Source organism: Amycolatopsis sp. NPDC051128, assembly GCF_040682715.1.
Taxonomy (GTDB): Bacteria; Actinomycetota; Actinomycetes; order Mycobacteriales; family Pseudonocardiaceae; genus Amycolatopsis.
This window is the reverse complement of record NZ_JBFBBN010000011.1, coordinates 20076-34250: the sequence shown is the minus strand read 5'-3', so window position 1 is coordinate 34250 and position 14175 is coordinate 20076. Positions and strand designations below refer to the sequence as shown.

1 protein-coding gene is annotated in these 14175 nt (G+C 74.8%); it reads left to right on the top strand.

Going from position 1 to position 14175, the window contains the following annotated elements; genetic code table 11:
* Window position 1: 1 nt before the first annotated feature.
* Entirely contained in the window at window positions 2–14155 is a 14154-nt protein-coding gene (locus tag AB0M82_RS14335; RefSeq protein WP_364721468.1) for a type I polyketide synthase, read from the top strand.
* Window positions 14156–14175: the final 20 nt, after the last annotated feature.

The window sequence follows — 14175 nt, the reverse complement described above, 5'->3', positions numbered from 1 at the left end:
CATGGCCACATCACCGGACAAGATCGTCGAAGCCCTGCGCGCGTCGCTCAAGGAGAGCGACCGGCTGCGGGAGCTCAACCGGCGGCTCGAAGCGGCGGCCGGCGAGCCGATCGCCGTCATCGGGATGAGCTGCCGCTATCCCGGCGGCGCCGGCTCGCCCGACGAGCTGTGGGACCTCGTCGCCCGCGGCGACGACGCCGTCACCGGCTTCCCCGCCCGGCGCGGCTGGGACCTGGCCGGCCTGTACGACCCGGACCCCGACCAACCGGGCAAGGTCTACACCCGCGAAGGCGGCTTCCTGCACGACGCCGACCAGTTCGACCCGGCGTTCTTCGGCATCAGCCCGCGGGACGCGCTGGCCATCGACCCGCAGCAGCGGCTGCTCCTCGAGGTGTCGTACGAGGCGTTCGAACGCGCCGGGCTGACCATGGACGCGGTGCGCGGCAGCCGCACCGGCGTGTTCGCCGGCGTGATGTACAACGACTACGCGGGCCGGATGTACGAGGTGCCCGAAGGCTTCGAAGGCCTGCTGGGCAACGGCAGCGCGGGCAGCGTCGCCTCCGGCCGGGTCGCCTACACCTTCGGGCTCGAAGGACCCGCGGTCACCGTCGACACGGCGTGTTCGTCGTCGCTGGTCGCCGTCCACCTGGCCGCGCAGGCGCTGCGCCAAGGCGACTGCACCCTGGCGCTCGCCGGGGGTGTGTCGGTGATGGCGACGCCGTCCGCGCTGATCGAATTCAGCCGTCAGCGGGCCCTGGCGCCGGACGGCCGCTGCAAGGCGTTCGCGGCCGCCGCCGACGGCACCAGCTGGGCCGAGGGCGCCGGGATTCTGCTGCTGGAAAGGCTTTCCGACGCCGAACGGCTCGGCCACCCGATCCTGGCCGTGGTCCGTGGCACCGCCGTCAACCAGGACGGCGCGTCCAACGGCATGACCGCGCCCAACGGGCCCGCGCAGCAGCGCGTGATCCGGGCGGCGCTGGCGAACGCGGGCCTCGCGCCGTCCGATGTGGACGTCGTCGAGGCGCACGGCACCGGGACGTCGCTGGGCGACCCGATCGAGGCCGAGGCGCTGCTCGCGACGTACGGCCAGGACCGCGAGCGGCCGCTGTGGCTGGGGTCGCTGAAGTCCAACATCGGGCACACGCAGGCCGCCGCCGGCGTCGGCGGGATGATCAAGATGGTCCAGGCGATGCGCCACGGCGTGCTGCCGAAGACGCTGCACGTCGACGCGCCTTCACCGCACGTCGACTGGTCGGCCGGGTCCGTCGAGCTGCTCACCGACGCCGTGGCGTGGCCGGAGACCGGGAACGTCCGGCGGGCGGGCGTGTCGTCGTTCGGGGTCAGCGGCACGAACGCGCACGTCATCCTGGAGGCGCCAGAGCGCCCCAATGTGGCGTTGGGTGCGTCTGACGCACCGAACGCCACATTGGGGCGTTGGGGAACCGCCGTGCCGTGGGTGCTTTCGGCGCGCGGTGAACCGGCTCTGCGCGCTCAGGCGCGGAACCTCCTGGCCCTGGTGGACGGCGACACCGCGGCCGTCGGGGCCGCGCTCGTCCGGTCGCGGCAGCTGTACGAGCACCGGGCCGTCGTCGCCGGGGACCTGCGCGCCGGGCTGACCGCCCTGGCCGAGCAGGGCGTCGGCGCCCAGGTCGCCCGCGGCTCGCGCCGGGCCGTGTTCGTCTTCCCCGGCCAGGGGTCGCAGTGGACCGGGATGGGCCGGGAACTCCTCGAAACGTCGCCGGTGTTCGCGGCGCGGATGACCGAGTGCGCCGCGGCGCTGGACGAGTTCGTGGACTGGAACCTGCTGGAGGTCCTCGACGGTGACCTGCGGCGGGTCGACGTCGTGCAGCCCGCGCTGTGGGCCGTGATGGTGTCGCTCGCCGAGGTCTGGCGCTCCCACGGCGTCGAACCCGCCGCCGTCGTCGGTCACTCCCAGGGGGAGATCGCCGCCGCCGTCGTCGCGGGTGGACTGTCCCTTGAGGACGGAGCCCGCGTCGTCGCGCTGCGGAGCAAGGCTTTGCTCGCGTTGTCCGGCAAGGGCGGCATGGTCTCGCTGACCGTCCCCGTGGAACGCGCGGAACAGCTCATCGCGCCGTGGGGTGAGCGCCTCTCGATCGCCGCGGTCAACGGCCCGTCCTCGGTCGTCGTCTCCGGCGACGCCGACGCCCTCGACGAGCTGATGACCCAGGACGTCCCGGCCAAGCGGATCGCCGTCGACTACGCGTCGCACTCCGCGCACGTCGAGGCCATCGAGGCCGAGCTGCTCGAAGCCCTCGCGCCGATCCGCCCGCGCATCGGCGACGTCCCGTTCCACTCGACTGTCACCGGCGAGCTGCTCGACACCGCCGCGCTCGACGCCGGCTACTGGTACCGCAACCTGCGCCGGACCGTCCACTTCGACCGGACGATCCGGCCGTTCGGCGGCAAGCCGGTCTTCGTCGAGTGCAGCCCGCACCCGGTGCTCGTGCCCGGCCTCGACGAGACCGCCGTCGGCACCCTCCGCCGCGGCGACGGCGGCCGTGCCCGGCTGCTCACTTCGCTCGGCGCCGCCTTCATCCACGGTGTCGACGTCGACTGGGCGCGGGAGTTCGACGGCGTCGACGCGACCGGCGTCGAGCTGCCGACCTACCCGTTCCAGCGCACCCCGTTCTGGCTCGACGCCCCGGCCGTGACCGGCGATGTCGCCGGGCTCGGCTCGGCCGGGCACCCGCTGCTCGGCGCGGTTGTCGCCCTCGCCGACGGCGACGGCTACCTGTTCACCGGACGGCTTTCGGCGCGGTCGCACCCGTGGCTGGCCGACCACGTCGTGCGGGGCACGGTCATCCTGCCCGGCACGGCGATGCTCGAACTCGCCGCGCGGGCCGCGCAGGAGACCGGCGGCCGGGTCGTCGAGGACCTCGTCCTGGAAGCGCCGCTGGTGCTGCCGGAGCAGGGCGCCCTCGAGGTCCAGGTCTCGGTCGGCGCGCCCGACGGCACCGGGCGGCGCACGGTCGGCGTGTTCAGCCGCGCCGCCGGCGACGGCTGGACCCGGCACGCGAGCGGCGTGCTGGGCGGCCCCGAGCCGGCGGGCACGGATCTGCTGACCTGGCCGCCCGCCGGTGCCGAGCCCATCGGCATCGAGGGCCTGCACGACCGGTTCGCCGCCCAGGGCTTCGCGTACGGCCCGGCGTTCCGCGGGCTGCGTGCGGCGTGGCGCCTCGGCGAGGAGATCTACGCCGAGGTCGCGCTGCCGGCCGGGATCGCGCCCGAGGCGGCCCGGTTCGGGCTGCACCCGGCGCTGCTCGACGCCGCCCTGCAGGCCGCGGCCCTCGGCGGCGGGGACCGCGCCCTGCTGCCGTTCGCGTGGTCCGGCGCGGTCCTGCGGGCGGGCGGCCCGGCCGCGCTGCGCGTGCGGATCCGGCCGGCCGGGGACGACGCCGTGGCCCTCGACGTCGCCGACTCCGCCGGGGTGGCCGTGGCGAGCGTCGCGTCGCTGGTCCTGCGTCCCCTCGCGGCGCAGCAGCTCGTCGCCGACTCGTTGTTCCGTCCTGAGTGGACACCGGTGGCGGTGCCCGCCCACGGTGACGCGGACCTGAAGCTGGTCCACGTCACGGGTGACCCGGACGACGTCGGCGGCAGCGTCCGGCGTGTCCTGGCCCACGCCCTCGAGACGATCCAGGCGCAGCTGGCCGAGGACGACGGCCGCCTGGTGTTCGTCACCCGCGGCGCGACGACCGGTGAGGACCCCGCGGGCGCGGCCGTCTGGGGCCTGGTCCGCTCGGTCCGCGCCGAGCACCCGGACCGGTTCCTGCTCGCCGACACCGACACCGGCGACGTCACCCCGCTCGTCGCGGTCCTCGCCGCCGGGGAAGAGCCCGAGGTCGCGCTGCGCGACGGCGTGGTCCTCGCGCCGCGCCTGGTGCGCGCCGACCAGCCGGACGCCGAGGCGGCGCCCGCGTTCGACGTCAGCGGCACCGTCCTGATCACCGGTGGCACCGGCGCGCTCGGCTCGCTGCTGGCCCGGCACCTGGTGACCAATCACGGCGCCCGCCGCCTGCTGCTCACCAGCCGCACCGGCGCCGGGAACCCCGAGCTCGACGACCTCGACGCCGACGTGCGGGTCGTCCGGTGCGACGTCGCCGAGCGCGAGCAGCTCGCCGCCGTCCTCGACGGTGAGCACGTCACCGCCGTCGTGCACGCCGCCGGCGCGCTCGCCGACGGCGTCGTGGAGTCGCTGACCCCGGAGCACTTCGAGCGCGTTCTGGGGTCCAAAGTAGACGCCGCCCTCACCCTGGACGAACTCACCGACGCGCCGACGTTCGTGCTGTTCTCCTCGGCGACCGGGACGCTCGGCAGCGCCGGGCAGGGTGCGTACGCCGCCGCGAACGCGGTCCTCGACGCCCTTGCCCAGCGTCGGCCGGGTGCGCAGTCGCTGGCCTGGGGCCTGTGGGCGCGCAGCGGCGGCATGACCGGCGCGATGACCGACGCCGACCGGCGGCGGATGGCCCGCGCCGGGTTCCCGCCGCTGCCGGACGAGCAGGGCATGGCGCTGTTCGACACCGCCCGCACGCTGGCCGACGCGGTGCTCGTGCCGGTGAAGCTGAACGTCTCGGCCCTGCGTGACCAGGCGGTACCGCCGATCCTGCGCAAGCTGGTGCCGGCGCGGGCAGCCGCGGTCGATCCGGGGCTGCGGACGCGGCTGGCCGGGCTCGACGACACCGAGCGCGAGCGCGTGCTCACCGAGATCGTCCGGACCCACGTCGCGGTCGTGCTCGGCCACGCCGACGTGTCCACCGTGGACACGTCGATGGCGTTCCGCGATCTGGGGTTCGACTCCCTGACCGCCGTCGACCTGCGCAACCGGCTGTCGGCGGCGACCGGGCTGCGGCTGCCCGCCGCGCTCGTCTTCGACCACCCGACCCCGGCCGCGCTCGCCGCGTTCCTGCGTTCGGAGCTCGGCGGGGCCGCGGCTTCGGTCGCGGTGACGACGACCGCCGCGTCGAACGAGCCGATCGCCATCGTCGGGATGAGCTGCCGCTTCCCCGGCGGCGTCACCTCGCCGGAGGACCTCTGGCGGCTCCTGGAGAACGGCGGCGACGCCATCACCGGGTTCCCTGCCGACCGCGGCTGGGACGTCGACGCGCTCTACGCCCCCGAGCCCCAGACCGGGAAGACCTACGTCCGCGCGGGCGGGTTCCTCGACGGCGCGGCCGACTTCGACCCCGGCTTCTTCGGCATCTCGCCGCGCGAGGCGCTGGCCATGGACCCGCAGCACCGCCTGCTGCTCGAAGCGGCGTGGGAGGCGTTCGAGCGGGCCGGGATCGACCCGGCGGCCGTGCGCGGCAGCCGCACCGGCGTGTTCGCCGGACTGATGTACCACGACTACGGCGCCCGGCTGTCCGACGCCCCCGACGACGTCGAAGGCTTCCTCGGCGTCGGCAACTCCGGCAGCGTCGCTTCGGGCCGGATCGCCTACACCTTCGGGCTCGAGGGGCCGGCCGTCACGGTCGACACGGCGTGCTCGTCGTCGCTGGTCGGGCTGCACCTGGCCGTGCAGTCGCTGCGCTCGGGGGAGTGCACGATGGCGCTGGCCGGCGGCGCGACGGTGATGGCCACGCCCGGCACGTTCGTCGAGTTCTCGCACCAGCGCGGCCTCTCGCGGGACGGCCGGTGCAAGGCGTTCTCCGCCGACGCGGACGGCGCCGGCTGGGCCGAGGGCGTCGGCATGCTGCTGGTCGAGCGCCTTTCCGACGCGCAGCGGCTCGGCCACCCGGTGCTCGCGGTCGTCCGCGGCACCGCGGTCAACCAGGACGGCGCGTCCAACGGCCTCACCGCGCCGAACGGCCCGTCGCAGCAGCGCGTCATCCGGGCCGCGCTGGCGAACGCCGGTCTGGCGCCGTCCGATGTGGACGTCGTCGAGGCGCACGGCACCGGGACGTCGCTGGGCGACCCGATCGAGGCGGACGCGCTGCTGGCCACCTACGGCCAGGACCGCGCGCACCCCCTGCTGCTCGGCTCGGTGAAGTCCAACATCGGCCACGCGCAGGCCGCCGCCGGGGTCGCCGGCGTGGTCAAGATGGTGCTCGCGCTCGGCCACGACACGGTGCCGCGCACGCTGCACGCGTCGACGCCGACTCCGCACGTGGACTGGTCGTCCGGCGCGATCCGGCTGCTGTCGTCGCCTTCGCCGTGGCCGGAGACGGGGCGGCCGCGTCGTGCGGCGGTTTCGTCGTTCGGGATCAGCGGGACCAACGCGCACGTGATCCTGGAAGCCGCTCCGGCCGCGTCGGTCCTGGTCGAACGGACAGCGCCGCCGGTGGTGCCTTGGGTGCTGTCGGCCCGGACGGAGGACGCGCTGCGGGCGCAGGCGGCTCGGATGCCGTTCGGTGATGTGCTGGACGTCGGATTTTCGCTGGCCACGACCCGGGCGGTGTTCGAGCACCGCGCGGTCGTCCTCGACGGGCACGCGGACGCGGCACGGGCGTTCGCCGACGGCGGCGCGCCCGCGGACGTCGTCACCGGCGTCGCCCGGCCGGGCCGCCGGGTGGTGTTCGTGTTCCCCGGTCAGGGCTCTCAGTGGGCCGGCATGGGGCTTTCGCTGCTCGAGTCGTCGCCCGTGTTCGCGGATCGGATGGCCGAATGCGCGTCGGCTCTGTCCTCCTTTGTGGACTGGGATCTGCTGGACGTGCTCTCCGACGCTTCGGCGCTGGAGCGGGTCGACGTCGTGCAGCCCGCACTGTGGGCGGTGATGGTGTCGCTGGCTTCGGTGTGGCAGTCCTACGGTGTCGAGCCCGCTGCCGTGGTGGGGCACTCCCAGGGGGAGATCGCGGCCGCCGTCGTCTCGGGTGGACTGTCTCTTGAGGACGGTGCTCGGGTGGTCGCGCTGCGGAGCAAGGCGATCCTGCGGCTTTCCGGCCTCGGGGGCATGGTTTCGCTGGGTGTTGCGCCCGGGCGGGCGGAAGAGCTGATCGCGCCGTGGGGTGAGCGGATCTCGATCGCCGCGGTCAACGGGCCGTCGTCGGTCGTGGTGTCCGGCGAAGCCGAGGCGCTCGAGGAGCTGCTGGCCGCGGTGGACGTGCGGGCGCGGCGGATCGCCGTCGACTACGCGTCGCACTCCGCTCAGGTTTCCTTGCTGGCCGAGGAGCTGGCCGCGGTGCTGGCGCCGCTGCGGCCGCGGACCGGGCGGATTCCGTTCGTCTCCGCGGTGACCGGGGAGGTGCTGGACACGGCGTCGCTGGATGCGGCGTACTGGTACCGCAACCTGCGAGAGCCGGTGCGGTTCGACCAGGCTGTGCACGGGTTGCTGGCGGGCGGGCACACGGCGTTCGTCGAGTGCAGTGCCCACCCGGTGCTGACGGCGGGCATCGAGGAGACCGCCGACGCGGCGGACCGCGCGATCGTGGCGACAGGCACGCTCCGCCGCGACGACGGCGGCGCCGACCGCCTGACGCGGTCCCTGGCGGAGGCCTTCGTGGCGGGGGTCCCGGTCGACTGGCCGGTGGTGTTCCGGGGGACCGGTGCGGCGCGGGTCGGGCTGCCGACTTACCCGTTCCGCCACCGCCGGTTCTGGCCGAGCGACCCGGAGCCACGCACGACGGACCCGGTCGACACCCGCTTCTGGACAGCGGTGGAGCGCGCCGACCTGACCGCTTTGGCCGACGACCTGCGCGCCGACGACGAGCAGCGTGAGGCGCTCGGTTCGGTGTTGCCGGCGCTCTCCTCCTGGCGACGGCGCCAGCAGGGGAAGTCCACGGTGGACGGCTGGCGCTACCGGGTGACGTGGCAGCCGGTGAAGGCGGCTTCGGCCAAGCTGAGCGGCCGTTGGCTGCTCCTGGTCCCGCAGGACGGCATCGGCTGGGCCCAAGAGCCGGCGGCGGGCGCCGACTGGGCCGAGGTTCTCGAAACCTCGCTGACCAGCCACGGCGCCGAGGTCGTGCGCGTCCCCGTCGACCCGGCCGCCGACCGCGCCGCCCTCGCCGGGCTGCTCACCGGCCACGGCGAGACCTCCGGCGTCCTCTCCCTGCTCGCCTCCGCACCCGGGCGGCACCCGCGGTACCCCGCCGTCCCGCTCGCTCATGCCGCCACGGTCACGCTCGTCCAAGCCCTCGGCGACGCCGGGGTCGAGGCGCCCCTGTGGGTGACCACCCGCGGGGCCCTGAGCACCGGGCCGGCCGATCCCGTCGAGGATCCCGAGCAGGCCCTCGTCTGGGGTCTCGGGCCGGTCGTCGGGCAGGAACACCCCGGCCGCTGGGGTGGCCTGATCGACCTCCCGCAGGCACCGGACCCCACCGCCGCCGATCGGGTCGGTGCCGTGCTCGCCAAGCCCGGCGGGGAGGACCAGCTGGCCGTCCGGGCTTCCGGCGCGCTGGCCCGGCGGCTCGCCCACGCGACCGACAGCGAGAGCACCCACACCTGGCGCCCGTCGGGGACCGTGCTGGTCACCGGCGGCACCGGAGCGCTCGGCGCGCACGTCGCGCGCTGGCTCGCCCGGGGCGGAGCCGAGCACGTCATCCTCACCGGACGTCGCGGGCTCGACGCCCCCGGCGCCCCGGAGCTGGTCGCCGAGCTGGCGGAACACACCGGCGTCAGCGTGTCCACTGTGGACCTGGCCGACCGCGCGAAGCTCGCCGAGCTGCTGGACGGCATCCCGGCCGAACGGCCGCTGACCGCCGTCGTGCACACGGCCGCCGCGCTCGACGACGCCCTCCTCGACCAGCTCAGCCTCGAGCAGGTCGACCACGTGCTGCGGGTCAAGGCCGAAGCCGCGCTGAACCTGCACGAACTGACCGGCGACCTCGACGCCTTCGTGCTGTTCTCGTCCTTCGGCGGCATGTTCGGCGCCGCCGGCCAAGGCAACTACGCCCCCGGCAACGCCTTCGTCGACGCCCTCGCGCGCCGGCGGCGGGCGGAGGGCCTGCCCGCGACCGCCGTCGTCTGGGGCCACTGGGCCGCCGGCGGCATGGCGACCGGCGCCGTCGAGGAACGCATGCTCTCCCGCGGTGTCCCGGCGATGGACCCGGACCTGGCGATCGCCGCCCTGCAGCGGGTGCTCGACCACGACGAGACCAGCGCCGTCGTCGTCGACATCGACTGGGCCCGCGTCGTCGCCGTGTCCGGCACGCCGAGCCCGCTGTTCCGCGACATCCCCGAGGTCCGGCGGCTCGTCGCCGAGACAACGCCGGAAGTCGTGACCGACCTCCTCGACGTCGTCCGCACGCAGGTCGCGGCCGTGCTCGGCTACGACTCCGGCGCCGAGGTCGACGCCGGCCGCGCGTTCCGCGACCTCGGCTTCGACTCGGTCACCGCCATCGAGCTGCGCAACCGCCTCCAGGCAGCGACCGGGTTGCGGCTGCCCGCGACCCTCGTGTTCGACTACCCGAGCCCCGAGGGGCTGGCCCGCCACCTCACCACCGAACTCGGCGGCGAGCGGGCCACCGACGCACCGGTCGTCGTCACCGCGTCCGACGAGCCCATCGCGATCGTCGCGATGAGCTGCCGGTTCCCCGGCGGGGTCGGCTCGCCGGAGGACCTCTGGCGCATGCTCGACGCGGGCGGGGAAGGCATCTCCGGGTTCCCGGCCGACCGCGGCTGGGACCTCGACGGCCTCTTCGACCCCGACCCGGACGCCCCGGGCAAGACGTACGTCCGCGAAGGAGGTTTCCTCGACGGCGTCGCGGACTTCGACCCCGCGTTCTTCGGGATCAGCCCGCGCGAGGCCCTCGCGATGGACCCGCAGCAGCGGCTGCTGCTCGAGACGTCGTGGGAGGCGTTCGAAGCGGCCGGCATCACCCCGGCCGCGCTGCGCGGCAGCCGCACCGGCGTGTTCGTCGGCGCGAGCTCGTCGTCCTACGGCGCCGGTCTCGCCGAGCCGCCGGAAGGCACCGAAGGCCACCTGCTCACCGGTACCTCGATGAGCGTCACCGCCGGGCGGCTGGCCTACACCTACGGCACCGAAGGCCCGGCCGTCACCCTCGACACGGCGTGCTCGTCGTCGCTGGTGGCGCTGCACATGGCCGGGCAGTCGCTGCGGACGGGGGAGTCCGAACTCGCACTGGCGGGCGGGGTGACCGTGATGGCGTCGCCGGCGCCGTTCGTGCTGTTCAGCCGCCAGCGCGGGCTCGCCCGCGACGGCCGCTGCAAGGCGTTCTCCGCCGCCGCCGACGGGATGGGCATGGCCGAGGGCATCGGCATGGTCGTCCTGGAACGGCTTTCCGACGCGCGGCGCAACGGCCACCCGGTGCTCGCGGTGATCCGCGGCTCGGCCGTCAACTCCGACGGCGCGTCCAACGGCCTGACCGCGCCGAACGGGCCGTCCCAGCAGCGGGTGATCCGTCAGGCGCTGGGCGCGGCGGGGTTGCGTCCGTCCGATGTGGACGCCGTCGAGGCGCACGGCACCGGGACGTCCCTTGGCGACCCGATCGAGGCGCAGGCGCTGCTCGCGACCTACGGGCAGGACCGCGAGACGCCGTTGTGGCTGGGGTCGGTCAAGTCGAACATCGGTCACACGCAGGCCGCCTCGGGGGTCGCGGGGGTGATCAAGATGGTGATGGCGCTGCGTCACGGCGTCCTGCCGCGCACGCTGCACGCCGAGGAGCGCTCGACGCACATCGACTGGACGGCGGGTGCGGTCGAGCTGCTCACCGAGCCGCGCCCGTGGCCGGCGCGCGAGAAGCGCCGCGCCGGGGTGTCGTCGTTCGGCGTCAGCGGCACCAACGCGCACCTGATCCTCGAACAGGCCCCGGACCCGGCACTCTCCGCCGCCGAGCCGGTCGCGCTGCCCGCGGTGCCGTGGGTGCTCTCGGCCCGCACCGCCGACGCGCTGCGGGACCAGGCCGCGAACCTGCTGCCCCGAGTGGACGGCCGCGACCCGTCCGACGTCGGGTACTCCCTGGCGACCACGCGGTCCGAGTTCGGCCACCGGGCCGTCGTCGTCGGCCGGGACGCGGCCGAGCTGCGGGACCGGCTGCGGTCGCTGGCCGGGGGAACGGCCGGGCCCGGCGTCGCGGAAGGTGTCGCCGGCACCCCCGGGAAGGTCGTGTTCGTCTTCCCCGGGCAGGGTTCCCAGTGGACCGGCATGGCCGCCGACCTGCTCGGCTCGTCGCCGGTGTTCGCCGGGCGGATGGCCGAGTGCGCGGCGGCGTTGGCGTCCTATGTGGACTTTTCGATGCTCGACGTCGTGCGCGAGCGCGAGCCGATCGAGCGGGTCGACGTCGTCCAGCCGGTGCTGTGGGCCATTCTCGTGTCGCTCGCCGCGGTCTGGGAGTCGCTCGGCGTCCGGCCGGACGCGGTGCTCGGGCACAGTCAGGGCGAGATCGCCGCGGCCTGCGTCGCCGGGGCGCTGACCCTGGACGACGCCGCGCGCGTGGTGGCGCTGCGCAGCCAGACGATCCGGGAACTGGCCGGGCAGGGCGGGATGGTCTCGGTCGCGCTCGGCGCCGACGCCGTCCGCGCCCGGCTGGCGGACTACGCCGACCTGTCGGTCGCCGCGGTCAACGGCCCGGAGTCGGTCGTCGTGTCCGGTGGAGCGGACGAGCTGACCCGGTTCCAGGACGACTGCGTGGCCGCCGGGGTGCGCGTCCGCCGGATTCCGGTGGACTACGCCTCGCACTCCGGGCACGTGTCTCGCATAGAGGACAGGCTGCGGGCCCTGCTGGCCCCGGTGACGCCGGTGGCCGGCAGCGTGCCGTTCTTCTCGACGGTGACCGGCGAGCTGATCGACACGACCGCGCTCGACGCCGGGTACTGGTACCGGAACCTGCGGCAGACGGTGGAGTTCGAGCGGGCCACGCGGGCGTTGCTGGATTCCGGGCACGGCGTGTTCGTCGAGTGCAGCCCGCACCCGGTCCTGACCACGGCGATCGGCGAGACGGCGGACCACGCCGAACGCGCGGCCATCACGGGCGGCACGCTCCGGCGCGGTGACGGCGGCGCCGACCGGGTCCTCCTGTCGGCGGCGGAGCTGTCCGTCCTCGGCGTGCCGGTCGACTGGGCGGGCGTCTTCCCCGGTGGCCGCCGGGTCGATCTGCCGGTCTACCCGTTCCGCCACCAGCGGTTCTGGCTGGACTTCCAGCTGCCCGCCGCGGTGGCCGCGGAAGACGCCGGGTTCTGGTCCGCGGTCGAGTCGGGTGACCCGGCCGGGCTGGCCGCGGTCCTGGACGTCGATCGTGACGCCGTGGCCACGGTGCTGCCCGCGCTCGCGCGCTGGCGGGCCGATCGGGCGGAGCAGTCCACTGTGGACGCGATGCGCTACACGGTCGAGTGGGAGCGGGTCGCCGAGCCGGTCGCGGGCGAGCCGGGCCGCTGGCTGTTCGTGACTCCGGACGGTGGTGACGACCCGGTCATCGCGGAGTTCGTCCGGCAGGGGCACGAGGTCGTGGTCACGGGGGCCAGTGGACTATCTGGTGAGTTCGCAGGGTCGGACGGTGGACTGAACGGTGAGTTCACCGGCGTGGTCTCCCTTCTCGCCTCCGACCGAACCGAACTCCGGCCGGGCGTCACCGCGGGGCTCGTGGCGACCCTCGTCCTCTCCCAGACCCTGACCGAAGCCGGAATCACCGCACCCCTCTGGTGCGTGACCCGCGGCGCGGTACGCACGAGCACGACCGACCTCCCGCCCGACCCCGTCCAGGCCCAAACCTGGGGCTTCGGCCGCGTCCTCGGCCTCGAACAACCCCAGCGCTGGGGCGGGCTGGTCGACCTCCCGGCGGAGCCGGACCAGGAAACCCTGCACCGCTGCCTCGCCACGATCACCGGCCACGGCCCCGAAGACCAGGTCGCCCTGCGCGGCGACGGCGTCTTCGGCCGTCGCCTGGTGAGGGACGCGCGGCCGGCCACCGTCCCGGCTCCGTGGCGTCCGCGGGGCACCGTGCTGGTCACCGGCGCCACCGGGGCCCTCGGCCCGGTGATCGCCCGGAAGCTCGCCGAAGGCGGGGCGGAGCACCTGGTGCTGACCAGCCGCCGGGGGAGTGCGGCGGCCGGGATGACCGAGCTGGCCGCGGAACTCGGCGAGGCCGGCGTCGGCGTCACTGTCGCGGCCTGCGACGTCGCCGATCGGGACGCCCTGGCCACGCTCGTCGAGAAGACCGAAGCCGACCACGGGCCGATCCGGTCGGTCGTGCACGCCGCCGCGCTGATTCGGCTCACCGCGCTCGCCGAGTCCACTGTGGACGAGTTCGCCGACATCCTCGCGGCCAAGGTCGCCGGGGCCGCCCACCTCGACGAGCTGTTCGCCGAGCGGGACCTCGACGCCTTCGTGCTCTTCTCCTCGATCGCCGGGGTCTGGGGCAGCGGTGACCACGGCGCCTACGCGGCCGGGTCGGCCTACCTGGACGCGCTCGCCGAGCGCCGCCGGGCCGCGGGCCGCACCGCGACCTCGATCGCCTGGGGCGTGTGGGACGCGCAGCACGTGCTCGACGACGGTGTCGTGGTCGAGGACCTGATGAACCTCAACCCGGAGTGGCACGGGCTGTCGCCGATGGCCCCGGCCGCCGGCATGCGCGGCATGCAGCGGGCGCTCGACCTCGACGACACCTTCGTCGCGGTCGCCGACGTCGACTGGGCGCGGTTCACCGCCGCGTTCACCTCGGCGCGGCCGAGCCCGCTGCTCGGCGGGATCGACGACGTCCGGCGGATCCTCGCCGCGGAGGCCGAGGCCGACGCGGCCGCTACTCCCGCGATGGAAGCGTTTCGGGAGCGGCTGCTGGCAATGTCGGTCGTCGAGCGGCAACGGACCGTGCTCGACCTGGTCCGGGGCATCGCGGCGACCGTGCTCGGGCACGACTCGCCGTCGGCGCTCGACCCGGCCCAGGCGTTCCAGGAGCTCGGGTTCGACTCGCTCACCGCGGTCGACCTGCGCAACCGGCTCGCCACGGCCACCGGGTTGCGGCTGCCGGCCACGCTCGTCTTCGACCACCCGAGCGCGCACGCGCTGGCCGCGCACGTGCTCGCCGAACTCCTGCCCGGCGACGAGGCCCCGGGCCTGGCCGAGCTCGACCGGCTCGAGGCGGCGCTGGCGGACGGCGTCGCCGACGGCTCCGCGCGCACCGAACTGACCCTGCGGCTGGAGACCCTGCTGAGCCGGCTGAGCGCCACCGAACCCGCGCCCGAGGAGCGCGACCTCGGCGAAGCGACCGACGACGAGCTGTTCGACGTCCTCGACGGCCTGCGCACCTCCTGACCTCTTCGCACCTAGGAGCA